This window comes from Streptomyces lanatus (genome assembly GCF_014655715.1).
Lineage (GTDB): Bacteria > Actinomycetota > Actinomycetes > Streptomycetales > Streptomycetaceae > Streptomyces > Streptomyces lanatus.
On record NZ_BNBM01000001.1, the window covers coordinates 719496 to 744041 of the forward strand.

General features: G+C 71.3%; 20 protein-coding genes and 3 pseudogenes. 14 read left to right on the forward strand and 9 right to left on the reverse strand.

Annotation, left to right across the window (positions count from 1 at the left end):
- Positions 1 to 27 precede the first annotated feature (27 nt).
- Complete coding sequence (locus IE325_RS03220; RefSeq protein WP_190068087.1) at positions 28 to 714, forward strand: hypothetical protein; 687 nt, start codon at positions 28 to 30, stop codon at positions 712 to 714.
- Between the two features lie 73 nt (positions 715 to 787).
- Here IE325_RS03220 and IE325_RS03225 read toward each other — a convergent pair whose 3' ends face one another.
- On the reverse strand, positions 788 to 1222 hold the full coding sequence (locus tag IE325_RS03225) for a hypothetical protein (RefSeq protein WP_190068088.1): 435 nt from the start codon (positions 1220 to 1222) through the stop codon (positions 788 to 790).
- An 83-nt stretch (positions 1223 to 1305) separates the two neighbouring features.
- Between IE325_RS03225 and IE325_RS03230 the strand changes: the two genes are divergently transcribed.
- Complete coding sequence (locus tag IE325_RS03230; RefSeq protein WP_190068499.1) at positions 1306 to 1998, forward strand: helix-turn-helix transcriptional regulator; 693 nt, start codon at positions 1306 to 1308, stop codon at positions 1996 to 1998.
- A gap of 14 nt (positions 1999 to 2012) precedes the next feature.
- On the opposite strand, the gene IE325_RS03235 is transcribed toward IE325_RS03230, so the two are convergent.
- Both IE325_RS03235 and IE325_RS03240 read right to left on the reverse strand, forming a co-directional pair.
- Positions 2013 to 3593, reverse strand: coding sequence for an AMP-binding protein (locus tag IE325_RS03235; protein WP_190068089.1), 1581 nt, complete (start codon positions 3591 to 3593; stop codon positions 2013 to 2015).
- On the reverse strand, positions 3590 to 5260 hold the full coding sequence (locus IE325_RS03240; protein ID WP_190068090.1) for an AMP-binding protein: 1671 nt from the start codon (positions 5258 to 5260) through the stop codon (positions 3590 to 3592). Before IE325_RS03240 ends, IE325_RS03235 begins: the two co-directional genes overlap by 4 nt.
- Before the next feature lie 123 nt (positions 5261 to 5383).
- Between IE325_RS03240 and IE325_RS03245 the strand changes: the two genes are divergently transcribed.
- From IE325_RS03245 to IE325_RS03260, 4 genes are all read left to right on the forward strand, one after another.
- On the forward strand, positions 5384 to 6220 hold the full coding sequence (locus IE325_RS03245) for a helix-turn-helix transcriptional regulator (protein WP_190068500.1): 837 nt from the start codon (positions 5384 to 5386) through the stop codon (positions 6218 to 6220).
- Positions 6221 to 6433: 213 nt separating this feature from the next.
- Positions 6434 to 9244 (forward strand): AAA family ATPase, encoded by a 2811-nt coding sequence (locus IE325_RS03250; RefSeq protein WP_190068091.1) that lies wholly within the window; start codon positions 6434 to 6436, stop codon positions 9242 to 9244.
- A 222-nt stretch (positions 9245 to 9466) separates the two neighbouring features.
- A complete protein-coding gene (locus IE325_RS03255; protein WP_190068092.1) occupies positions 9467 to 10255 on the forward strand; it encodes a S1 family peptidase in 789 nt (262 codons plus the stop codon).
- Positions 10256 to 10379: 124 nt separating this feature from the next.
- Positions 10380 to 11027: a LysE family translocator gene (locus tag IE325_RS03260; RefSeq protein ID WP_190068093.1), complete on the forward strand. Its 648-nt coding sequence runs from the start codon at positions 10380 to 10382 to the stop codon at positions 11025 to 11027.
- A 12-nt stretch (positions 11028 to 11039) separates the two neighbouring features.
- Here IE325_RS03260 and IE325_RS03265 read toward each other — a convergent pair whose 3' ends face one another.
- Positions 11040 to 12143 (reverse strand): winged helix DNA-binding domain-containing protein, encoded by a 1104-nt coding sequence (locus IE325_RS03265; protein ID WP_190068094.1) that lies wholly within the window; start codon positions 12141 to 12143, stop codon positions 11040 to 11042.
- A gap of 161 nt (positions 12144 to 12304) precedes the next feature.
- Here IE325_RS03265 and IE325_RS03270 point away from each other — a divergent pair, with 161 nt between their 5' ends.
- Positions 12305 to 13462 carry a magnesium and cobalt transport protein CorA gene (locus IE325_RS03270; protein WP_190068095.1) on the forward strand — a complete coding sequence of 386 codons (1158 nt, stop codon included), beginning with the start codon at positions 12305 to 12307 and terminating at the stop codon, positions 13460 to 13462.
- Between the two features lie 45 nt (positions 13463 to 13507).
- On the opposite strand, the gene IE325_RS03275 is transcribed toward IE325_RS03270, so the two are convergent.
- Positions 13508 to 13984: a tautomerase family protein gene (locus IE325_RS03275; protein WP_190068096.1), complete on the reverse strand. Its 477-nt coding sequence runs from the start codon at positions 13982 to 13984 to the stop codon at positions 13508 to 13510.
- 81 nt (positions 13985 to 14065) lie between these two features.
- Positions 14066 to 14944 carry a helix-turn-helix transcriptional regulator gene (locus tag IE325_RS03280; protein WP_190068097.1) on the reverse strand — a complete coding sequence of 293 codons (879 nt, stop codon included), beginning with the start codon at positions 14942 to 14944 and terminating at the stop codon, positions 14066 to 14068.
- Positions 14945 to 15046: 102 nt separating this feature from the next.
- On the opposite strand from IE325_RS03280, the gene IE325_RS03285 reads away from it, so the two are divergent.
- From IE325_RS03285 to IE325_RS03295, 5 genes and pseudogenes are all read left to right on the forward strand, one after another.
- Positions 15047 to 15742, forward strand: coding sequence for an SDR family NAD(P)-dependent oxidoreductase (locus IE325_RS03285; protein WP_190068098.1), 696 nt, complete (start codon positions 15047 to 15049; stop codon positions 15740 to 15742).
- A 70-nt stretch (positions 15743 to 15812) separates the two neighbouring features.
- Positions 15813 to 16024: pseudogene (locus IE325_RS45940) on the forward strand (NAD(P)-binding protein); the annotation flags it as partial.
- Positions 16025 to 16039: 15 nt separating this feature from the next.
- Positions 16040 to 16302, forward strand: a pseudogene (locus tag IE325_RS46960) (hypothetical protein); the annotation flags it as partial.
- The gene (locus IE325_RS46965) at positions 16251 to 16577 is read left to right on the forward strand and encodes a hypothetical protein (RefSeq protein WP_373315074.1); all 327 of its coding nucleotides are present in this window, start codon (positions 16251 to 16253) and stop codon (positions 16575 to 16577) included. The pseudogene IE325_RS46960 and the gene IE325_RS46965, both read left to right, overlap by 52 nt.
- 15 nt (positions 16578 to 16592) lie before the next feature.
- The gene (locus IE325_RS03295) at positions 16593 to 17480 is read left to right on the forward strand and encodes a phytanoyl-CoA dioxygenase family protein (RefSeq protein WP_190068100.1); all 888 of its coding nucleotides are present in this window, start codon (positions 16593 to 16595) and stop codon (positions 17478 to 17480) included.
- A gap of 164 nt (positions 17481 to 17644) precedes the next feature.
- On the opposite strand, the gene IE325_RS03300 is transcribed toward IE325_RS03295, so the two are convergent.
- The gene (locus IE325_RS03300; protein ID WP_190068101.1) at positions 17645 to 19033 is read right to left on the reverse strand and encodes an amidohydrolase family protein; all 1389 of its coding nucleotides are present in this window, start codon (positions 19031 to 19033) and stop codon (positions 17645 to 17647) included.
- Between the two features lie 482 nt (positions 19034 to 19515).
- Positions 19516 to 20223, reverse strand: a complete 708-nt coding sequence (locus tag IE325_RS03305; protein WP_190068102.1) for an SDR family NAD(P)-dependent oxidoreductase — start codon at positions 20221 to 20223, stop codon at positions 19516 to 19518.
- Positions 20224 to 20325: 102 nt separating this feature from the next.
- On the opposite strand from IE325_RS03305, the pseudogene IE325_RS03310 reads away from it, so the two are divergent.
- Positions 20326 to 21167 (forward strand): annotated as a pseudogene (locus IE325_RS03310) (helix-turn-helix transcriptional regulator).
- Between the two features lie 236 nt (positions 21168 to 21403).
- Here the strand turns inward: IE325_RS03310 and IE325_RS03315 are convergent.
- A complete protein-coding gene (locus tag IE325_RS03315) occupies positions 21404 to 22771 on the reverse strand; it encodes an MFS transporter (protein WP_229911626.1) in 1368 nt (455 codons plus the stop codon).
- A gap of 250 nt (positions 22772 to 23021) precedes the next feature.
- Between IE325_RS03315 and IE325_RS03320 the strand changes: the two genes are divergently transcribed.
- Positions 23022 to 24542: a carboxylesterase/lipase family protein gene (locus IE325_RS03320; protein WP_190068103.1), complete on the forward strand. Its 1521-nt coding sequence runs from the start codon at positions 23022 to 23024 to the stop codon at positions 24540 to 24542.
- Positions 24543 to 24546 lie beyond the last annotated feature (4 nt).

A 24546-nucleotide genomic window follows, 5' to 3' on the forward strand; every position in this document is an offset into this window, starting at 1 on the left:
GGACAAGCCGGGGCCTCTTGGAGGACCATGAGGGCCATGTCCGAGAGCGTGTCGGTGCGCTGCCCGGCCTGCCGGCGCGAGCATCAGTACGCGGCACCCGCGTATCCCTGTGAGTGCGGGGCGCTCGTCATGCCACCGCTCGACCCGGACGGGACGGCCACGGCGGTCACCCATCGCGCCTGGGACGACGAGTGGATCACCGTGCGCTGTACGGCGTGCGGCCATGACGGCGAGTGGCCCCGCCCGGAGCTGGGCTGCGACTGCGGCGCGGTACTGCGCGTCCCGGTGGCGCGGACGGGCACGGGCCGGGCCGAGCCCCCCAAGACGGCACGCCGCGCCTTCCAGCCGATCACCATCCGCACCGCCCGTGACGCGGTCACCGCGGCCGCGGTCTATCTGCGCTGGCTCGGCTACCGCGACATCCGCCGCGCCGACCAGCGCCCCACCTCCGGCGTCGGCATCGCCGCCCACGGCCTGCTGGCCCACGTCGACCCGACGGTCAGCCCGGCCTCCCTACGGGACGTGGAGTGCCTGTGGCTGACGGCCATGACGGAATCCACGGCCTGCGCCTACTTCTCCCTCTCCGGCTACGCCCCCGACGCCCGTGCCCGCGCCGACAGCCTGGGCGTCCCCCTCTTCGTCCTGGACCTCACGGGCACGCCCCAGCCGGTCAACGCCCTCGCCGACGAGCTGGACTCGACGGGCGCCCGGTAGCCGGCTCACGCACGGAAAGAGCGGGGGCGCCGCGCGGCACCCCCGCTCGAACAGCGTTCACGCGACGGCGGGTTCACCGCTCCCGGGTGCCGTGGTACCGCACCGCGAGCCGTGCGAGGGCCACCGCGCCGAGGAGCAGGCCGAAGTCCCGCAGCGCGATGTCGTAGTAGTCGGGGATGGTGAGAAGGTCGACGATGATGGCCGCCAGCCAGCCGGCCACCAGCCACCCCCCGAAGCGCGGGGCCAGGGCCACGACGACACCGGCCAGGATCTCGACCACTCCCACCGCGTACATGGCCGACTGGGCACTACCCGGAACGACGTCGTCGATCCAGGGCGCGAGGTAGCCGGGCCAGTCCACGAGCAGGTTGGCGAACTTGTCCAGCCCGAACAGGATCGGCGCCACCGTGAAGCCGATGCGCAGGATCAGGAAGGCCTGGTAGCCGGGGTCGGCGAGCGCGGCACGCCGGGGCACGGCGGTCGCGGCGCCGGTGGGTGCGGAAACCATGACGAGCTCCTTCTATAGATGACTCTCATTGACTATAGAAGCGCGGACGATTCCTTTAGTCAATGGCCATGGGTTTTACACTGGTGTTCGTGGATGCCCCGAAGGAAGTACCCGACGCCGACGCGAACACCGCCGACGTCTCGGCCGTCGCCGCGCTCGACGAGCCGACCCGCAGGCGGCTGTACGACCATGTGGTGCGCCGGCCGGGCCCGGTCAGCCGGGACGAGGCGGCCGAAGCGCTCGGGCTCGCGCGGCAGACCGCGGCCTTCCATCTGGACCGGCTCGCCGAGGAGTCCCTGCTGGACGTGGTCTATGAGCGGCGCAGCGGACGGACCGGTCCGGGCGCGGGCAGGCCCGCCAAGCTCTACCGCCGCTCCAAGCGACAGGTCGCCGTCAGCCTGCCGGACCGGCGCTACGAACTGGCCGGACGGCTCCTGGCCCAGGCGGTCGAGGAGTCGGCTGCCACGGGTGAGCCGGTGCGGGACGTGCTGCACCGCAAGGCGGAGGAACTCGGCTCACAGCTGGGAGGGCAGGGCGATGCCGTGCTCATCGACCTGCTGGAGCGGCACGGGTTCGAACCCCGGCGCGAGGACGACACGATCGTCCTGGCCAACTGCCCCTTCCACGCGCTGGCCCGGGAGCACACGGAGACCGTGTGCGGGATGAACCTCCACCTGCTGCGCGGTGTGCTGCGCGGACTGGGCGAGACGGGCTTCGAAGCCTGCCTCGCCCCCCAGGACGGCCGCTGCTGCGTGGTACTCGAGCCGGGCGCCTGAGAGCCCGCCTCCGACTACCCGGCGTACCTCTCCCGCAGCTCCACCTTGCGCACCTTCCCGGACACCGTCATCGGGAAGGAGTCGAGGATCCGCAGCAGGCTCGGGATCTTGTAGTGCGCCAGTTGCCCGTCGCAGTAGGCCCGAAGCTCCTCCAGCGTCGGCGGATCGGCCGGGTCGCGCGGGATGACGCAGGCCAGCACCTCCTCGCCGTACCGCTCGTGCGGGACCCCGACGACCTGGACGTCCGCGATCTTGGGGTGGCCGTAGAGGAACTCCTCGATCTCGCGCGGGTAGATGTTCTCGCCACCCCGGATGATCATGTCCTTGATGCGGCCGACGATCTCGACATAGCCGTCCTCACGCATCGTCGCGAGGTCACCGGTGTGCATCCAGCGCCCGGCGTCGACGGCCTCGGCGGTCTTCTCGGGCTCGTTCCAGTAGCCGAGCATCACGCTGTAGCCACGGGTGCACAGCTCGCCCGCCGTGCCGCGCGGGCGGGTCACGCCGGTCGCCGGGTCGACGATCTTCACCTCGATGTGCGGCAGGACCCGGCCGACCGTGCCGGTGCGGTGTTCGAGGTCGTCGTCCCTGCGGGTCTGGAGCGAGACCGGGGACGTCTCGGTCATGCCGTAGCAGATGGAGACCTCCTCCATGTGCATCTCGGCGACCACCCGTTTCATCACCTCGACGGGGCAGGGCGAGCCCGCCATGATGCCGGTGCGGAGGCTGGAGAGGTCGTACGTCGCGAAGTCGGGGAGGTTGAGCTCCGCGATGAACATGGTCGGGACGCCGTAGAGCGAGGTGCAGCGCTCCTGCTGGACGGCCTCCAGGGTGGCCCTCGGGTCGAAGGACGGGGCGGGGATGACCATGCAGGCGCCGTGGGACGTGGCGGCCAGGTTGCCCATCACCATGCCGAAGCAGTGGTAGAAGGGGACCGGGATACAGACCCTGTCCTGCTCGTCGTACGCGATCAACTCCCCCACGAAATAGCCGTTGTTGAGGATGTTGTGGTGGGAGAGGGTGGCCCCCTTGGGGAAGCCGGTCGTGCCCGAGGTGTACTGGATGTTGATGGGGTCGTCGCAGGACAGCTCCTCGAACGCGGTCGGCGTCGCGCGTGCGAGCAGCGCCTGCCAGCTCGGGTCCCCGATGTACACGGTCTCCCGCAGTCGCGGGCACTTGCCGCGCACCTGCTCGACCATCGCCCGGTAGTCGCTGGTCTTGTGGCTGACGGAGGCGAAGAGGAGGGAGATCCCGGCCTGGTTGAGGACGTACTCCACCTCATGGGTGCGGTAGGCCGGGTTGATGTTCACCATGATCGCGCCGATGCGGGCGGTGGCGTACTGGACCAGGACCCACTCGGGACAGTTGACCGCCCAGATGCCCACCCGGTCGCCCTTGGCCACCCCGCTCGCGAGCAGCGCGTACGCCAGCTCGTCCACGTCCGCGGCGAACTCGGCGTAGGTCCAGCGCCGCCCGGACGGCACGTCGACCAGCGCCTCCCGGTCCGGCCAGGCGGCGACGGCCCGGTCGAGGTTGGCTCCGATGGTGTCGCCGAGCAGCGGCGTCTCCCCGACTCCGTGGGCGTAGGAACTCATCGGAAGTCCTCCTCGCGGTACTCGGCGTCCGACCCCGCGGCCGTGGCCTCGCGCAGCTCGATGCGGCGGATCTTGCCGGAGACGGTCTTGGGCAGCGGCGCGAACTCCAGCCGGCGCACCCGCTTGTACGGCGCGAGGACCTCCCGCGAGTGCTCGAAGAGCACCTTGGCCGTGTCGGGGCCCGGCTCCCAGCCCTCCGCGAGGACGACGTACGCCTTCGGCACCGCGAGCCGCAGCTCGTCCGGCGCGGGCACGACGGCCGCCTCGGCCACCGCCTCGTGCTCCAGCAGGGCGCTCTCCAGCTCGAAGGGGCTGATCTTGTAGTCGGACGCCTTGAAGACGTCGTCGGCGCGCCCGACGTAGGTGATGTAGCCGTCGGCGTCCCGCGAACCGATGTCGCCCGTCCGGTAGTAGCCGCCGGCCATCGCCTCCGCCGTACGGTCGGCGTCGCCGTGGTAACCGGTCATCACGCCGACCGGCCGGGACGACAGGTCGAGGGAGATCTCGCCCTCGTCGGCGCCGGGTGCGCCGGAGACCGGGTCGAGGAGTTCCACGCGGAAGCCGGGGCTGGGGCGGCCCATGGAGCCGGTCTTCAGGGGCTGGCCGGGGCTGTTGGAGACCTGGACGGCGGTCTCGGTCTGCCCGAAGCCGTCCCGGATGGTCACGCCCCAGGCCCGCCGGACCTGCTCGATGACCTCGGGGTTCAGGGGCTCGCCCGCCGCGACGACCTCGCGGGGCGGGGTGCGCAGTGCGCCGAGGTCGGCCTGGATGAGCATGCGCCAGACCGTGGGCGGGGCGCAGAAGGTGGTGACGCCCGCGCGGTCCATCTCGGCCATCAGACGGGCCGCGTCGAAGCGTGTGTAGTTGTGGATGAAGACGGTCGCCTCGGCGTTCCAGGGGGCGAAGAGATTGGACCAGGCGTGCTTGGCCCAGCCGGGTGAGGAGATGTTCAGATGCACGTCGCCGGGTTTGAGGCCGATCCAGTACATGGTGGCCAGATGCCCGATCGGGTACGAGGAGTGGGTGTGCTCGACCAGCTTGGGGCGGGCGGTGGTGCCGGAGGTGAAGTAGAGCATCAGGGGGTCGTCGGCGGCGGTCGGCCCATCGGGCGTGAACTCGGCGGAGGCGGCGTAGGCGTCCTCGTACGTCTGCCACCCGTCCCGTGCCCCGCCCACGCTGATGCGTGTGTACCGGCCGGGCACGTCGTCGAACTTGCCGGTGTCCTCGGCCCGCACCAGCGCGTGCCGGACGCGTCCGCGCTCCACCCGGTCGCGCAGGTCGGCCGGGCCGAGCAGCGGGGTGGCCGGGATGACGACGGCGCGGAGTTTCATGGCGGCGAGGGCGATCTCCCACAGCTCGGCCTGGTTGCCGAGCATGACGAGGACACGGTCCTCGGCCCGGACCCCGCGGCCCCGGAGCCAGTTGGCGACCCGGTCCGACCGTTCGGCCATCTCGGCGAAGGACAGCAGGACCTCGCTGCCGTCCTCCTCGACGATGTGCAGGGCGGTGCGGTCGTTTCCGTCCGCGATGACGTCGAACCAGTCGAGCGCCCAGTTGAACCGGTCGGGCCGAGGCCACGTGAAACCCTCGTAGGCGGTGGCGTAGTCCTCTCGGTGCGTGAGCAGGAAGTCCCGCGCACTGCGGAACGGCTCCGTCCCCGTCGTCATCTGTCCTCCTGGTTTCCGGACCTTGCCGGGCGGCTCTCTGTCATCGTGTAATCCGTGACGTGGGTCTCACTACCCCCGAACGGGGGTGTGCGCTCCGGAAACGCCGCAGCGAAAGGGCGAGTACTGGCAGTGGACGCGGCCGAATCGGTGGACACGTCGGTGGAGATAGGCAGCGCGCTGGTGCGCCTGCGCCGCGCGACGGGGCTCCCCGTCGCCTTCGGCGGCCTGGTGGATTCCGGCCATCGGCGGATGCGCATCAGCGAACTGAACGGCACATCCACCGACTCCCTGCGCAGAATCGCGGTGACGACCGGCAACGGCCTCGGCGGCAAGGCGGTCGCCCTCGCCCGCCCCTGCGCGGTCACGGACTACTCCGCCTCGCGGCAGATCACCCATGAGTACGACGCCGCCGTCGCCATGGAGGGGCTGTGCTCGGTGCTGGCGGTCCCGGTCGTGGTACGGCGCCGGGTCCGCGGTGTCCTGTACGGCGCCCTGCGCACGGCCCAGCCGCTGGGCGACCGCACGCTGACGGCGGCGGTGGAGGCGGCGCGGGACGTGGAGCAGGCGCTGGTGGTGCGCGAGGAGGTGCGGGACCTGCTGGCGGCGGCACGGCCGGTGCCGCCCGAGCGGGGCCCGGCGTGGGAGCAGGTCCGCGAGGCCCACGCGGCGCTGCGCGCCCTGGCCCCGCGCATCGACGACCCCACCCTGCGCGCGGAACTCCTCGCCGCGTGCGGCCTCCTGACAGAGGGCCCCACCCCCGACGTCGTACGCCTCGCCCCCCGCGAACTGGACGTCCTGGCCTGCGTGGCATCGGGCGCGACGAACGCGACCGCCGCCGAACGCCTCGGCCTGCGCGCCGAGACGGTCAAGGGCTACCTCCGCTCAGCCATGCGAAAACTCTCCGCCCACACCCGCGGAGAAGCGGTGTCAACGGCCCGCCGGGCGGGCTTGCTGCCGTAGCCCTGCGGGCGAGGGCGGACCGGGGGTTCGGTCACGCCGCTTCCAAGATTCTGGGGGTGTGGTCCAGCCCACCTCGACAACCCCCCATTCATTCATCCGCGCTTTGAATTTCCCCATGCTCCCCGGCTGTTATTTGCCTCACCACGCGGTCGGTCCGAATTTCAAAGAACCGTTGCCTAATATTGGCCCGGACACGACACACGGAGGGGAGCGGTGACCGTGCGACGGGACTTCAAGGAGCCTGCGAGATGCCGCCCCGACCAGGTCATCGGCAGGGAGGAGCTGTTCGCCGCCGCGCGGGAGCAGCTCGGGCGGGGCGGCAGCGTGCTGCTTCACGGGCCTGCCGGAATTGGGAAGTCCACCGTGCTGCGGGCATTGGCCGAGGAATACGGCCACGCGGCACGCACCGTGTTGCGCTGCTCGCCCACCGAGTCCGAATCCCACCTTCCGTTCCTCGCCCTGGCCGACCTCCTCGGCCTCGTCCTGGACGAGGTGTCCGCGCGGCTCCCGGCCGCCCAGCTCACCGCCCTGGAGTCGGCGCTCACCGGACGCGGCGAGTCCACCCTCCAGCGCGACGGCCTCGCCCTGCGCCTCGCCGTGCTGTCCGCCCTGCGCGCCCTCGCCGACAGCGGCCCCGTCCTCGTCGTCGCCGACGACCTCCAGTGGCTGGATCCGGCCAGTGCCGAACTCCTCGGCTTCGCCGCCCGCCGCCTCGGCGACACCCCGGTGCGGATGCTGTGCGCGGCGCGGACCGAGGGCGAGGAGTACGACCGCCATCTACGCGCGTCCCCGCCGGACACCCTCGCCGTACGGCTCGGCCCGCTATCCCGCGCCCAGATGTCCGCCCTCCTCGACCACCGCGGCTACACCGGCCTGCCCCGCTCCACCGTCCGGGACATCCACCGCACCAGCGGCGGCAACGCCCTGTTCGCCCTCGAGCTGGGCCGCGCCCTCGCCGAGAACGCCACCCCGCCCCGCCCCGGCGAGCCCCTGCCGGTGCCGACCTCGCTGCGCGCCCTGGTCCTGAACCGCCTGGAGATGCTGTCCGAGGAGGCCCGCCGCACCCTCCTGGTCGCGAGCGCCGGCGCCCGCCCCACGCTGGCCCTGCTGCACGCGGCCGGCCGTGACAACGCCGAGGCCGAGACCGCGCAGGCCGCCGAACTCGGGCTGCTGGCGACCGAGCCCGAGGGTCCCGCCGTACGGTTCGCGCACCCGATGATCTCCGCCGCGCTGTACGCGGAGGCTCCCGCCCAGGAACGCCGGGCCGCGCACGCCGCGCTGTCCACGGCCGCCTCCGACCCCATCGAACGCGCCCGGCACCTGGCCCTGGCGACCACCGGCACCGACCCGGAGGTCGCCGCGCGCCTCGCCGAGGCCGCGACCCTGGCCCGGGACCGCGGCGCTCCGTCGGTGGCCGCGCAGCTCGCCCTGCTCGCCGCCCGGCACACTCCGGCGGACGGCACACCGAACCCCGACGTGCTGCACCTGGAGGCCGCCGAGGACGCGATCACCGCCGGTGAGCTGGATCTCGCCCGGGACATCGCCCGCGAGGTGCTCGCCCGTACGGCCGTACCGGCGGAGCGGGTGCGGGCCTGGATCGCGGTGATCGAGACGGCGGGCCACGCCATGACCGAGGTCGACTCGATCTTCCCGCAGGCGCTGGCCGACGCGGGCGACGACCCGAAGCTGCTCGCGCTGGTCCACTACCAACTGACCTGGCGCGCCCTGCTCGTGGAGGGCGACTTCGACGAGGCCCGCGAGGAGGCCGGGTACGCGGCGGAGCTGGCCGCACGGGCCGGCGACCGTTACACCGAGCTCCTGGCCCTCGCCCTCAAGGCGCAGATCGAGACCCTGATGGGCCATACGGACGCGCCCGCGACCATCCGGCGTGCCCTGGAGGAGCCCCAGGACCCGAGGGTGGCCTGCCATCACAACGGCGCCGGCTACTCCCGCTTCCGCTGGCTCATCATGAGCGACCAGCTCCCCGAGGCCCGCGCGGCGGTCACCGCGCTGCTGCGCGAGGTGCGCCGACACGGCTGGGTCGAGAGCGAGGTGCACTTCCTGCGGGGCGTCGCCGAGACCGAACTGCACTCCGGTCACTGCGGACGCGCCCTGGACCTGGCCCGCGAGAGCCTGCGCCTGGCCCGCGACACCGGGATCGGCGAGGTCGCCTCCGCCGTGCTGACCTCGCTCGCGGAGGCGGCCGGCGGTGAGCTGGAGCGGGCCCTGACGCTGGCCCGGGAGGCGATGGAGCACGCCGAGGAGGACGGAGACCAGATGTACGTCTCCCGTGCCCTGGCCGCTCTGGGGCACGCCCAGTTGGTGGCCGGGGACACGGAGGCGGCGGTGCGTTCGCTGCGCCGGGTGCGCGAGGTCGAGCAGGGCCTCGGCATCACCGACCCGGCGCGCGGCCGCTGGCACGGCGACCTCGCCGAGGCCCTGGTCCGCACCGGCGAGACCGCCGAGGCCCAGGACGTCATCGACGTCACGCGCGAGCAGGCGCTGCGTCTCGACCGTGAGAGCGTGCTGGCCGTACTGGACCGGGCGGAGGCGCTGCTGCGCGCGGCACGCGGTGAACAGGACGCCGCCGTGGCCCAGTTGACGTCGGCGCAGGACCGGCTCGCCAAGCTGGGCTACGGCCTGGAGGAGGCCCGGGCCGCGTTCGCCCTGGCCCAGCTGCGCACCGGCGCCTCGGGCCCGACGTCGTACGACGAGCCGGCCCGGCTGTTCCGGCGCTGCCGGGCGCTGCCGTGGCTGCGGCAGGTGGAGGCGGCGACGGCCGCGCGTCCCGCGGAGACGCCGCCCTCCCCGGCCGTCACGCCCGACGCCCTGGACGGGCTCGCCTCGATGGAGCGTCAGGTCGCCGCACTGGTCATGGAGGGCGCGACCAACCGGGAGATCGCGGCGCGGCTGTTCATCAGCGTCAAGACGGTCGAGGCGACCCTGACCCGGGTCTATCGCAAGCTGGGGATCCGATCGCGGGTCGACATCGTCAGACTGGCGGCGGGGCGCCGTACGACGTGAATTCACCCGTACTCGCCGGTCCGCGCGGGTTTAGCGGTACCCGACCGAGGGTTTTCCCTGCCCAACTCCCTTAGGGGCATCCCTCATTGGGAAGGGGAACTTCCGGGACCTACCTTATGGATGTGCCGCTCGCTCGGGCACACGGGGGTCGGTCCCGCGCCCCCCGTGCACTCCCCCCACACCCGCGCGACCCCCCACCGGCAATCCCCCTTGAGGAGTCTCATGTTCGGGCTCACCCGTGCCAGAAAGACGGCCGCCGTGGCGGCCACCGTCGCCGCCGCGTCGGCGGCCCTGCTCAGCGCCCCCACCGCTGAGGCGGCCGACTCCCGCATCGTGGGCGGTTCGACGACCACGACGACCGCGTACCCGTTCATGATGCAGATCACGGACGCCTCGCAGAATCAGTTCTGCGGCGGCACCCTGGTCTCCGCCACCAAGGTCGTCACCGCGGCCCACTGCATGGTCGGCGAGTCCAACAGCAGCGTGCGCGTCGTCGGCGGCCGCACCTACCTCAACGGCACTAACGGCACCGTGGCCCGGGTCAGCGACATCTGGATCCACCCGGACTACCAGGACGTCACCGAGGGCAACGACGTGGCCGTCCTGACCCTGTCGACCTCGATGCCGTACACCCCGGCGTCGTACGTCGACTCCTCGGACACCGGCGTCTACGCCGCCGGCACCACGGCCCGCATCCTCGGCTGGGGCACCACCTCCTCGGGCGGCAGCTCCTCCAACCAGCTGCGCACGGCGACCGTGCCGACCGTGTCCAACTCCAGCTGTTCCAGCTCCTACGGTTCGGACTTCATCGCGTCCGACATGGTCTGCGCCGGATACACCTCCGGCGGCACCGACACCTGCCAGGGCGACAGCGGCGGTCCCCTGCTCATCGGGGGCGTCCTGGCAGGGATCACTTCCTGGGGCGAGGGTTGCGCCCAGGCCGGTTACCCGGGCATCTACACCCGGCTGACCACGTTCTCGGACGAGGTGACCGAGCAGGTCGAGTCCTGACCGGTCTCGTCCGGTGAAAGACCAGGGGGCGTTGCGGGACTCCACGAGCGGCCCGCAACGCCCCCTATCCATGTCCGTTGTCAGTGGGGGCTGTTTCAATGGGTGCCGGATGGGGGTGATGGGCATGGTGTCCACGGACCGCTTCTTGGCCTTCGCGGCGATGTCGCTGCTGGTGATCGTGATTCCGGGGCCGAGCGTCCTGTTCGTGATCGGCCGCGCCCTGGCGCACGGCCGCCGTACCGCGGTGGCGACCGCACTCGGCAATGTCTTCGGCTCGTATCTGCTGGTGGTCGCCGTCGCGGTCGGCGTCGGCTCGCTGGTCGAGCGGTCCGTGACGGTCTATCTGACCGTGAAACTGGCGGGCGCGGCCTACCTCGTCTATCTGGGCGTGCAGGCGTTCCGGCACCGCAAGGAACTGAAGGCATCGGCGATACGCGCCCAGGAGCCCGGCCCCGCACGCGGCGACCTCCGTACGGTTCTCGACGGGGTCCTCGTCGGGGTCACCAACCCCAAGGGCGTGGTGTTCTTCGCCGCCGTACTCCCCCAGTTCGTGGACCACTCCGCGGGCCATGTCCCGCTCCAGATGCTGCTGTTGGGCCTGGTCCCGATCTCCATCGGCCTGATCACGGACACCCTGTGGGGGCTGACCGCGTCGGCGGCCCGCACCTGGTTCGCCCGCTCCGACCGACGGCTGTCCCTGATAGGCGGCGCGGGCGGCTGCACCATGATCGGCCTCGGGGTGACGGTGGCGGTGACGGGCCGGGCGGACTGAGGGGTCCTCGTCCTACGGAAGGACGGTCCCGAACCGGATGTCGTACGACTGCTCCGGGTGCATGACCTGAAGCATCCGCGCCGCTTCCTCGGTCACGTCCTCCCGCTGGGCCTTGCCGAGGTCGCCGAACGGCTCGATGACGAGGGCGTCGCCGAGGATGCGCCACACTCCGGCGAGGAAGCCGTCGACGAGGAACGGGCAGTAGACGGTGTTCGCCTGCCAGGTGCGGCCGCGGTTCGCGGGCGGGATGACGCGGGTGCGGTCGGCGTGGGACAGCAGCAGATTGTCGAACTCCGGCAGGAAGCGGGGCGGGGCCGGGGTGTCCGGGTCGGGGCGCGGCGCGTCCGGGAGATCGAAGAGTTCCACCCCGCTCTCGTCCCGGAAGGTCAGCAGCTGCGGGCGGAGGCGTTCGAAGGCGGGGCGGGTCCGGGTCAGGCCGGACCAGGTCTGGAAGTCCTTCACCGAGGCCGGCCCGAAGGCGGCCAGGTAGCGCAGGACCGTGGCGTCGGGCGTGGCGGCGGGCTCGGTGGGACGCCCCAGCCAGTGCTCGACGGTGGTGAGGGAGACCTGGGCGCTACGGCCCCACATCCCACGCGGGGTGACCTGTACGAGGGGCAGCTTGCAGCGGGCGGCGACGGCCAGGGACTGGGGATCGGCGTCCGGCCACTCGACGCTCAGGGCCTCGCGCAGCTGCTTCATCGTGCGGGGCTCGGCCTCGACGAGCTCACGGGAGATGTCGGCGAGCCGGTCCAGGTCAACGCCGACCAGGCCCTTGCGGAAGTAGTTGATCTCACGGTCCCGGGCGGGCTGCACCAGCGGGCGCAGGGAGAGGCTGTCGTCGGCGGTGTGCAGATGGATCGTCGAGCGCATGGTGACGATGCGTACGGCCGAGCGGTCGGCGAGCAGACCGGACAGCTCCTCGGGCGTGAAGCCGTCGAGACGGGCGGCGAGCGCGTAGTGCGGCGGCTTGACCTCCTGCGCCTGGAGGCCGACCAGGTGCTCCACGGCCGCCAGGGCGGACATCGGCGAGCGGCGCAGCAGGAGTTGCCGGTCGAGGGTGGCGCGGTTGAGGGCGCGGGTGCTGAGGACGGTTTCCGCTGTGGTCCGCTTCGTCATGCTGAGCACGCTAGCGAGGCTTGCGGACACCTTCTGTCCGCAACTCTCACGGAATCCAGGATCACCTCATCCCGCCTCGCCCCGCCCACGTCATTCGCCCCGTATATCCTGCTCGGTGATCACGCACCTGCACCCGTCGCCCTGATCGGGAGGGAGCCGCAATGTCCGAGCGACGCCCCCGACCCGCCTCGAAGAACCCCATGAAGTCCGTGTGGCGCCGCGGCCTGACGGCACCACCGGCGGAGCCCCCCGCGACCACGCCCCCGGCGCCCGCCACCGCTCCGGATCCGTCGGAGGTGGTGAGCGTCGTACAGTCGGCGCTGTACCGGGACGGCGTACGCGTCTCCACCCCCGTCACCCTCGCCGAGACCTTCCGCGAACTGCGTGAACAGCCGTCCGGCATGGCCTGGATCGGCCTGGCCCGCCCCACCGAGGCGGAGCTGCTCTCCCTGGCCGCGGAGTTCGATCTGCATCCGCTCTCGGTCGAGGACGCGATGGAGGCACACCAGCGGCCGAAGCTGGAGCGCTACGGCGACACGCTCTTCGTGGTGCTGCGCGCGGCCCGGTATCTCGACGCGCCCGAAGAGGTCGACTTCGGCGAGCTGCATGTCTTCGTCGGCCCCGACTTCGTGATCACCGTCCGCCATGGCGCGGCCCCCGACCTCTCCGCGGTGCGCCGCCGTATGGAGGAGACACCGGAGCTCCTCAAGCTCGGCCCCGAGGCGGTGCTCTACGCGATACTGGACGCGGTGGTCGACGGCTACGAGCCGGTCGTGACGGGCGTCCAGATCGACATCGACGAGATCGAGACCGAGGTCTTCCGCGGCGACCCCGAGGTCTCCCGCCGTATCTACGAACTCTCCCGCGAAACGGTCGAGTTCCAGCGCGCCACCCGCCCCCTCGTCGGCATGCTGCACGGCCTGATGGCGGGCTTCTCCAAATACGGCACGGACGAGGAACTCCAGCGCTACCTGCGCGACGTGGCCGACCACGTCACCCACACCAGCGAACGCGTCGACAGCTTCCGGCAGGCCCTCACCGAGATCCTCACGGTCAACGCGACCCTGGTCACCCAGCAACAGAACGCGGAGATGCGGGCGTTGGCGGAGGCGGGGTTCGAACAGAACGAGGAGATCAAACGGATCTCGTCCTGGGCGGCGATTCTGTTCGCTCCGACGCTGGTCGGGACGATCTACGGGATGAACTTCGACGACATGCCGGAGCTGCACTGGTCCTTCGGCTACCCCTTCGCCATCGCCCTGATGGCCGTCGTATGCACCAGTCTGTACATCATCTTCAAGCGCAAGGACTGGCTCTGAGCAGTCGCCGCAGGCCGTGATCCTCGCCGCGATCGAGGACCGACTTCACGCCCCGAGTGCCGCGCGGACGGCCTTGGCCCGCTCCTCGGTGAAGACCCCGCTCTCGAGGAGCGGCAGGACGGACAGCACGCGACCTGACGACCCCCAACTGCCCTCGTCGATCACCCTGAAATTGACCCACCAGGCCGGCGACGGCTTCTCCAGCCCACAGGCCGTCGCGAGCGCGGCCAGCACCCGCTCGATCACCGCGGCCCGCACGTCCCGCTGCCACGCGGCGTCCATGACCGCGACGTCGATCACCATGACGTCGAGGTCATGAGCGGCGTCGGCCAACAGCCGCCCGCCGATGGCCATCATGTCCCGCTCCCGCTCGACGAAGTGCACCTGGAACCCGGCCCTGGCGGCCGGAGCATGCTGCCCGACCTCGGGCACCAGCACCGCGTCGGTCAGCGTCTCGGCCAACTCTCTGCGCTGCTCAAGATCCAGGCGCCCGTTTGGGGCGTTCACGGTGATGATCGTCATGACAGCCTCCTATGACAGTCGTTATAGAGCGGCAGGCTACACGACTGAAGGTGAGGGGTGGATCACCAGGGCATCTCGTCGTTACGGCGTGGAGAACAGGCCGGGTCCCGAAGGCGCGGCGCCGTCGGCGCGGACGCCGCCCGTGACCCGCAGGAACTCCAGCTTCTCCGCGTCGGCGGAACCCGCGGCCACCGTGTAGACGACGAGTCGGATGTCGCAGCCCGGGACGGTGAGCACATCGCAGTCGCAGATCACCTCACCCACCTGGGGGTGTACGACGGTCTTGCGGGCCGAGACGTGCGGTCCGACCGTGCCCTCGTCCCACAGCCGGGCGAACTCCCCGCCGGTGGAACGCAGTTCCTCGACGAGGTCGCTCAGGCCGCGGTCGCGGGGGTAGTTGACGAGAGCTGTGCGCAGGTCGGCGACGAGGGCGATTTTCAGGGCGTCGTCGTCCTGGAGCACGGGCCAGGAAGCGAGCCGGCTGGGCCCTGTGGCGAAGACCGCTCGTGCCAGGTTGCGCTCGTCGTGTGTGCGTGCGCTGGGGTCGCCGATCAGTACGGCCCAGGCGGGGGTCCAGGTCAGCAGGGTCCAGTCGGCGCTGAACACCCCCACGGGGAATCCCCCGAGACGGGCCAGCATCCGTTGGACCCCGGCCGGAACATGCGTGGAGACCGTTCCCTCCTGGGGTGGGAGGAGGCCGGCCAGCCGGTAGGCGTGATCGCGCTCCAGGGGCTGCAGTTGCAGTGCCCTGGTCAGGCTCGCGACGACCTGCGCCGATGGGCTCGTGGCGCGGCCCTGCTCCAGGCGGACCACGTAGTCGACCGACAGCCCGGCGAGTTCGGCCAGCTCCTCGCGTCGCAGCCCCACCGCGCGCCGTCCGGGCCGTGAGGTCAGTCCGACGTCGGCGGGGGAAAGACGGTCGCGCCAGCGGTGCAGTGCCGTGCCCAGAGTCTCGTCCACCAGGCCATTGTGTCCGCCGGGCGGGCGTTGTGCCTGGTACTGGCAGTCCTACCGTCGCAGGGGGCACTGGTTGTCCTCTCGCCACCGGCCGAGGCTGGACGCATGACCACAACATTCATCACAGGAGCCAACAAGTCCCTCGGCTACGAGACCGCCCGCCGGTTGATCGAGGCCGGCCACACCGTCCTGATCGGCGCGCGTGATCCGGAGCGCGGACAGGCCGCCGCCGACGCCCTCGGCGCTCGTTTCGTGCAGATCGACGTGACCGACGACGCGTCGGTCGCCGCGGCCGCCGCCGACATCACGGCGAGCGAGGGCGGCATCGACGTCCTGATCAACAACGCGGGTGTCTTCGGGCCGCACCTTCCCGCCGAGCAGCTCACGGCCGCCGACGCGTCCGCCGTGTTCGAGGTCAACGTCGTGGGGATCGTCCGGGTGACGCGCGCGTTCCTGCCCCTGCTGCGCAAGTCCGCGCACCCGGTGATCGTCAATGTGTCCAGCGGCATGGGGTCGTTCGCGGCCACCCATGACGCCGGGCGTATCGAGTCGGTCAACCTCGCGCCGCTCTACACGGCATCCAAGGCTGCCGTGTCCATGCTGACCACGCAGTACGCGAAGTCCTGGCCGGATGTGAAGGTGAACGCGGCCGACCCCGGCTACACCGCGACCGACTTCAACGGGCACAGCGGCCCGCAGACGGTGACCGAGGGCACCGACGCGATCGTCGAACTCGCCACCATCGGGACGGACGGACCGACCGGAACCTTCCGAGACCGCCACGGGGTCATGGCCTGGTGATCCACCTCTGAATTCGGGGCGTGCCCGGCGCGGGCGAGGCCGTCACTGGAACATCGGTTCCAGGTGTGACCTGCCGGGCGTCCGCCCAACGACGGTGACGATCATCGGCGCGGGGCTCGGAGGACTGACACTCGCCCGTGTCCTCCACGTCCACGGCATTCCGGCGACGATCTACGAAGTGGAAACGTCGCCGACTGCCGCGGCGGCCCGCTCGACAAGGACGGAGAGGTCCTGCTGGACGAGCCCGACGACGGTACCGGCGGGCGACCGGAGGTGCCCCGCGATGCATCGGGATGCGACGCGCTCGGCATGCTGCACAACGCGCGCCACCCCCTGTTGGCCGAGCGCGCGTGGCTCCAACCACCAGCCTGACGTACGGCTTCCGCCTCTGCGCGGCGGACGGCGGCGTCACCTACGCACAGGGCACCCGTACCGTGCCGCGGCGGCCCTGCGCGAGTACGACTCCACCACCTGGGCCGAGCGGGAACAGCAGCGGATTCGCAACTGGGTGGCCTTCCTGTACGCCGAACCCCTGGCGCCCGTTCTACTGGGAGGCCTGACCGGCGACGCGGAGGTCGCCGCGGCCAACACACGACAACTGCACACGCTCATCGAACTGGGCGCCCGCAACATGGCCCACGCCCAGCACGCCGGCGAACTCCCGGCCGACCGCCATCCCGAGTTCCTGGCCGCGGCCACGCTCGGCGGCACTCACGCCGTGATCTCCACAGCCCTCACCCGCACCCCGCGCCCGCCGTCCGAGGACCTCGTCGCCCAGCTGTGGGCCTTCGTCTCCGGTGCCGTGGGACTGATCCCACCACCGTCCTCCTCCTGAGGGGAGCACAACACCGTGTCTCACAAGCCCGCCCCTGCCTCCGGCAACAACCGCGTGGACACCATCGACTCGCTCGACGGCCTCCACGCCGACCTGGCTCGACGGCACCGGGCCACACAAAGCAGCGGAACCGCAGTCCCCGACACTGTGGTCGCCGCCGATCTCGCCGCCCTTGAGCGCGACGGATACGTCATCCTGGACAACCTCCTCACCGAAACCGAGTGCGAGGAAATCCGGGCAGCCGTGGCGCCCCTGCTGGACAACACCGGGCGCAACACCTTCGAGGGCCGCCTGACGCAGCGCGTCTACAGCGTCCTCAACAAGACCCGAGCCTGTGACCGCATGGTCGACCACCCGAGAGTGCTGGCCCTGCTGGACCGGCTGCTCCTGCCCAACTACCTGCTCTCCCAACTCCAGGTCATCAACATCCTTCCCGGCGAGGACGCCCAACTGCTGCACCACGACGACGGCATGTACCCCGTGCCCCGCCCCCGACCGCCGCTCAGCGCCGCCACGGTGTGGTCCATCGACGCCTTCACCCAGGAAAACGGCGCCACCGTGGTCCTGCCGGACAGTCACCACTGGGGCGACGGCCGCCAACCGGCCGACGGCGACACCCGGGTGAAGGCCGTCATGCCGCCCGGCTCATGCGTCTTCTTCGTCGGCACGTTGTGGCACAGGGGCGGCGCCAACGCATCCGACCAGGCCCGCCTGGCGGTTACGGCCCAGTACTGCGAGCCATGGCTGCGGCCGCAGGAGGCGTTCACTCTCTCCACCACCCGCGACACCGTCCGAGTGGTGTCCGAGGACATCCGCCGGATGCTCGGCTACAGCATCCATCCGCCCTTCATCGGGATGGTCGAGGGCATGCACCCCAAGCGCCTGCTCGACACCCCGTCCTGAGCGCGCGTCAGCAGACGATTCCCGCCGGAACGCTCGCGCCCCTCTCTATCGCCTGAGGTCAACGCTCTCCCTCGGCTGGGGGGGGTACGGGTGGTGGTCAGGGGCTTGGTGGTGGCCGTGCCCTTCCGCGACGGTGCCCCGTGCCCCGTTGCAGTGGGTTCCGGTCAGCGAGTGCTGATCGCGGCTGCCGTGGCGCGCAGGGCCCGGGCGGTACGGCGGAGGTCGGCGTGGACCAGCCGGCCCCTGGCCTTCACGACCCTGCCCGCTACGAGGACCGTGTCCACGTTGTGCGGCTGCGCCGCCATGACCACGGCTCCGATGGGGTCGCGTTCGGCGGTGAGCATGTTGAGGTCGTCCAGGCGGAGCATGATGATGTCGGCCTGCTTGCCGGGGCGCAGTGAGCCGGTGCGGTCGGCCAGTCCCATCGCGGCGGCGCCGTCGAGGGTGGCCATACGCAGGATGTCCTTGGCGGTCATCCGGGGATCTTCGGCGATCTGCCCGGCGAGGTGTGCTGCCCGCATCGTGGAGAACATGTCGCCGGGGGCGAAGGCGACGGTGTCGACGCCGGTGCCGGTGGTGATACCGGCGCGGCGCAGGCGGCCGGCCTCGTCGCCGGGCGAGGCCGAGGCGGTGGCGCCCGAGTCGGCGATCAGTTTCAGCTCGTCGTCGCCGATGCCGTTGGCGTGGACGTAGAGGGTCCTCTCGCGGAGGAGGCCGGCGTCTCGCAGGGCGAAGACGGGCTGTTCGTTGACGGGGGTGCTGGCGATGTGGATCGTCAGCGGCAGGTCCAACTCGTCGGCTATGCGCCAGTCCTTGGCCACGGTCGCCATCGGGGTGGACAAGGGGCCGAGCGGGGCGTACGCCATGGTGACGAGGGCATCGTCGTCGGCCAGGCGCTCGCGGATCCGGCGCACGTCGGCGAGCTTGCCGCCCCCGGTGACGTCGATCGGTGTGCCGTAGCCGAAGACCGCGCGCAGTCCGGCCGCCTTCAGGGCGTCGACGGCGGCGTCCGCGAGCTCGGGCGAGTACGCGATGTGTGCGAAGTCCAGCTGGGTGGTGACGCCGGAGTCGAGGCACTCCAGCGCGCCGGCCAGGGTCGCGTTGTACACGTCCTGCGGCCGGAACTTCGGGCCGACCTGCCCCAGAAGGCGGAAGTAGGCGTCGAGGTCGACGTCCACGGCCGCACTGCGCAGCGCCGAGTGCCACATGTGCCGGTGGGTGTCGACGAAGCCCGGGAGCACGATGTGGTCGGTGGCGTCGATGACCATGGCGCCGTCGGAACGGAGGCCGCGCCCGACGGCGGTGATCCTGCCCCTGTCGATCAGGACGTCGGTGCGGGCATGGACGACCGGCTCGGGCTCGGTGTCGATGACATGGCCGTTGCGGATCAGGATCCGGCCCTTCGGCATGCCAGCGCCCGTCTCCCTCGCCAGGTGTGCGGAGCCGGGGTGTTGACGTCCGCCGGGCGAGGCGGCCGCCGGTGACGAGGCCAGGGCGACCGCGGCCGCGGTGGCCGCCGCCCCGGTGAGCAGCTTTCGGCGAGGCACGTTCATGGTTCGTCTCCGTTGGCTCGGAAGGATCGACGTGGACAAGGCGCTTCTTGCGTTGTGCGGCATGAAGTTCGGCAACTCACCGGGAACCCTGCGGAGGCGCGGGCAAGGGAGAAGGGGAGGGAACGGGAGCAGGGGCCCCGCGGCCTGTGAGCCGGACGGTGCAGCCACTGGGCGCGGTGTCCACGGTGTCGGCGAGCCGCACCGTATAGACGCCGTCGCCGTAAGCCCGTTGGCCTGTCGGACCCGGAGCTTGGAGAGCCGTCGTCCGGGGCTGCATCACGACGAAGGCGAGTACCAGGGCTGTGACGGGGACAGGAGTCAGCAGCACGGCGAACGTACGGATGTTTCCGAGTTTCTTCATCAAGGCCGGCCCAAAGGTGGTCTGCCCGACATGCCGAACTTCGGCAAATCGGTGAGGTGGGGGGAGTGTGGGGGGGGACAGACGGTCAACTGGAAGCTGGCAGCTGGGAGTTCACGCCACCTCACCAGGGCAGCGTGCCCTGGGTGTCGAAGAAGCCGCCGGTCGGGCCGTCGGGGCCCGACTGCGCCATGCGCACGATGATCTCGGCGGCCTCCTCGACGGACTGCATGCCCGTGTGGCCGTTGAGGTCCGTCTTCGCGAAACCGGGCGCCACGGCGTTGATCCGCATGGTCGGGTAGGCCTTCGCGTAGTGCGCGGTCAGCATGTTGACCGTGGCCTTCGAGGCCGCGTAGGTCATGCCCGGGTAGCGGTGCGCCGGGTGTTCCGGGTCGGAGACGTAGCCGACCGAGCCGAGTGCGCTGCTGAGGTTGACCACGACCGGCGCGGCCGAGCGTCGCAGCAGTGGGAGGAAGGCGTGGGTGACGCGGACGACGCCCAACACGTTCGTGTCGAAGACGGTCCGCACCTGGTCGGCGGTCACCTCCGCGGGGCTGGGCACCCTGTTGTCCTCGTCCCGCACCTCGATGCCGGCGTTGTTGACCAGCACGTCGAGGCCGCCGTCGGCCTCGACGGTCTTGGCGGCGGCTTGGACTGAGGCGTCGTCGGTCACGTCGAGCTGGACGAACCGGGCGCCGAGTTCGTCGGCGGCACGGCGGCCGCGCTCGGCGTCCCGGGCACCGACGTAGACGGTGTGGCCGGCGGCGATGAGACGGCGGGCGGTCTCGAAGCCCAGCCCCTTGTTGGCTCCGGTGATCAGCGTCGTTGTCATGCCGCCACACTCCCGCCCGGCCTGGCGGACAGCCAGAAGACCCTTCTTCCTGGGACTGCCAGTACCAGGCACGCACCCCGACCGACGGTGTTCACTACGGACATGACCACGACCGAACTCGGGCAGGCGCTGCGGCGCTGGCGCGACCGGCTCTCCCCCGACACGGCCGGGCTGCGCATCGGCGGACAGCGGCGGGCGGCCGGGCTGCGGCGCGAGGAACTGGCCCTGCTGGCCGGGATCTCGGTCGACTACGTCACCCGTCTCGAACAGGGCCGGGCGGCCAACCCCTCCGCAGAGATCGTCGAGGCCCTGGCGCGGGCACTGCGGCTCACAGGAGACGAGCGGGCGTACCTCTTCGGGCTGGCGGGCTGGTGCTGCCGGGCCCGGAGGTGGTGCCGTCGTACATCCCGCCGAGCGTCCTGCGGCTGCTGGACCGGCTGGTGGACACCCCGGTCGCGGTCACCGACGCGGCCTTGACGGTGCTGATGGCCAACCCGCTGTACCAGGCGCTGTTGGGCGACATGTCAGGCTCGCGCGGCCTCGAACGCAACGGGGCGTGGGGCGTTTTCCTGGGGTCGTCCAGCCGGGTCCGGCACTCAGAGGAGGAACAGCGCACCTTGGAGGTCGGCATGGTCTCCGAGCTGCGGTCCGCCGCCGCCCGGTATCCCGCCGACCGTCAACTGCGGCGACTGATCAGCGAGTTGCGCGCGGACAGCGAGCGGTTCGCCGAGCTGTGGGAGGCGGGCGTCGTCGGCAGCCTGGAGGTCTCACGCAAGACGATCGAGCATCCGCAGGTGGGCCTGCTGACCCTGGACTGCAACGTGCTCCGGATGGACGGCAGCGGCCTGCGCATCCTCGGCCACTCGGCCGAGCCGGGCACCGAGGACGCCGAGAAGCTGGAGTTGCTGGCGGTGATCGGTACGCAGAGCCTGGCTGCCGAGTAGGGGGCGTTCGGCGGGTGGAACGGCACGGCCGCCTGGACGGCGTTGGATGGACCGCGGACTCCGACGTCGCCCTCCAGCGCGATGTCGTACAACTGGGACGGGAACCGTGCCGTCCGCCGAGCGCCACCGGTGCAGGCGGGATTCTGCGCTTCGTCGGCGTCGAAGCATCGCGCCTGCTCCTCGTCGCGTGGGGGGGATTCGAGTGAGCGTGGTCCGGAACGAAGGAGCCCTGTGCGTCAGGCCTCCGTGGCGCTTGCGCCCGCCGTGGCCGTGACGGGGGCTATGGCCGAGGGCTCGGTCCGGTCCATCCGCCGGGCGAGGGGCACGAGGGCGATCGCGGCCGCGCCCACGATCCCGGCCAGGGCGAAGGTGGTGAAGCCCCAGCTCTGGTTGCCGTTCGTAGCCAGCACGCCGATCAGCCAGGGGCCGACGACTGCGCCGGTACGGCCCACTCCGGTGACCCAGCCGAGACCGGCGGCCCGCTCGCTGTCGCGGTAGACGGTGTTGGTGGCGGCGTAGACCATGACCTGCGCGCTGAACAGCCAGACGCCGGTGACGGCGACGACGGCGTATGTCGCGGCGAGGGGGAGGTGGGTGCTGAGGAGCAGGGCCCCGGCGGCGGTCAGTACGAACCAGATCGCCGACACCCGCACCGGACCGAACTTGTCGGCGGTACGACCCGCGATCAGCAGGCCGACGATGCCGCCCGCGTTGATCACCATCAGGAAGCTGACCGAGGAGCTCAGGCCGTAGCCCTCGGCGCGCATCATCTGCGGCAGCCAGGTGCTCACCCCGTAGACGAGGAGCAGGCCGCAGAAGGAGGCCAGCCACAGCAGCGGCGTCGCCCACCGCGATTCGGGGCGGAACAGCTCGCGTACGGCGGCCAGTCGGCCCGCCGCACCGGCGGCCGGGGCGGCGACGGCGGTGGGCCGGGGCAGCCCGTAGCGGTCTGCGACCGAGTCGGCCTTGTCGCGCTCGCCGCGCGCCAGCAGCACGCCCGGCGACTCCGGCAGCAGCTTCAGCAGGAGCGGTACGGCGATCACGGCCGGGAGGACACCGGCCCAGAACACCCAGCGCCAGCCGGCGGCCGGGGCCAGGGTCAGGCCGAGGCCGGTCGCCGCCATGCCGCCGAAGTGGTACGAGGTCATGAGCAGGCCGGTGGTGAGGGCGGCCCGGCGCGGCGGCGCGAACTCCATGACCATGGCCAGGCACAGCGGCATCAGTCCGCCGAGGCCGAGGCCGGAGACGAAGCGGCCGAAGCCGAACACGCCGACTCCCGCGGCCACGGCGCAGACCGCCGAGCCGACCGAGAACAGGCTCACGCTGGCCACGAGCATCAGCCGCCGGCCCAGCCAGTCGGTGAGGTTCCCGGCGGTGAGCGCGCCGATGAGCATGCCGAACGTGGTCCAGCTGCCGATCGTGCCCGCACTGGCCGGGGTCAGGCCGAGACCGGAGTCGTCGAGCATGTGCGGCATGACCGCGCCGTAGATGTTGACGTCCATGCCGTCGAAGAAGACGGCCAGCCAGCACAGGGCGAGGACCGGGAACACGGTGCGGAACGTGTGGGAGGGACGGGGTGCGGCGGACGCGGGGGTGGAGTTCATCTTCGTCCTTGGAGATGGGGAAGGCTCACCGACAGGAGCGGTCTGGTCGGTGTGTTCGGTGCATTCAGTCTGTTCGTCTGGTGAAATGTGGTTCACTTTGAGCTGGCCATGAGTGTCGGGGCGCGTGGGGCGAGTGTCAATGGTGTGGAGCGAGGGACTTCCTGTGGGCCCGTCCTCGCGGCGTGGCAGGAAAGGGGCTTGTCCCCGTCTACGGACCGGCTGCCGAGTGGCGGTCACCTGAGGAGCGATCATGAGCGATGCCGAGTTCCCACAGGTCACGACCAGGGCGGGCGCTGTTCGCGGCCGACGGGAGGGGGACCTGACGGTCTTCCGCGGTGTTCCGTACGCGCGGCCGCCAGTGGGCGAGGCGCGCTTCATGGCGCCGCGCCCCGTGGAGCACTGGGACGGTGTGCGGGAGGCGTTCGCATTCGGTCCGCCGCCCCCGCAGGAGCCGCTCGACCCCGGCGCAGCGCCTGCCGTCGGCCCTCCGGCCGGCGACGACTGGCTGACCGTCAACGTCTGGACCCCGGACGCGGATCCGGCCGCGCGTCGGCCGGTGATGGTGTGGATCTACGGCGGTGCCTACAAATTCGGCTCCTCCGACGACCCGGCGTACGACGCGAGCCGCCTCGCCCGCGACGGTGAGCTGGTCGTGGTGACTCTCAACTACCGGGTCGGCATCGAGGGTTTCCTGCGGATCGAGGGCGCGCCCGCGAACCGCGGCCTGCTCGACCAGATCGCCGCCCTGGAGTGGGTGCGCGAGAACATCACCGCTTTCGGTGGTGACCCGGACCAGGTCACCGTCTTCGGTGAGTCGGCCGGCGCCGGGTCGATCGCCGGGCTGATGGCCATGCCGCGCGCCCGGGGGCTCTTCCGGCGGGCCATCGCCCAGAGTGTGCCGGGCACCTTCTTCTCGGACGCACTGGCCGCCGACATCGCCGAGACCCTGGCCGACGGGATCGGGCTGCGCCCCACGGTGGCCGACCTGTCCACCGTGGACCCGCGCGAGCTGCCCGACGCGGGGGCCGCGCTGGGTGTCCGGATGCGTGAGTACGCGCATCGGTGGGGCGCCGTCGCCTACACTCCGACGCCGTTCTCCCCCGTCGTCGACGGCGATGTCCTGCCCACTACGCCCTGGGAGGCGCTGGCGAGCGGTGCCGCGCGGGACGTCGAGCTCGTCGTCGGTCACAACCAGGACGAGTTCCGGCTCTTCCTTCTGCTGGGCGGGCTGCTCGGCCGCGTGGACGAGGGCATGGCGTCGCTGACCCTCGGTCTGTTCGGACCGACCCCGGACGCAGAGAAGGCCTATCGCGCCGCGTTCCCGGACGCCTCCGCGGAGTATCTGTTCGAACTCGTGCAGTCCGACTGGCTGTTCCGTATGCCCTCGCTGCATCTGGCGGAGGCTCAGGTCGCCGGCGGCGGGCGGGCGCATATGTACGAGCTCACTTGGAACGCCCCGGCGAACGGCGGCGCCCTGGGTGCCTGCCATGGGCTCGACGTACCGCTGACCTTCGGCGTCTACGGTGGTCTCGGCGACATGCTGATCGGCCCCACGCCGCCGCCGGAGACCGAGGCGCTGTCAGCCCGCTTCCGCTCGGCCTGGACCGCCTTCGCCGCCACCGGAGCCCCCGGCTGGCCGGCCTACGACACCCAGCGCCGCCTCGTTCAACTCCTCGACACCGAGCCCACGGTCGCCGCCTATCCCGAGGAGGCCTCCCGTCGGCTGTGGGAGCGGCACACCTTTGCGCCATTGCCCCTGGTGAACCGGTAACGGC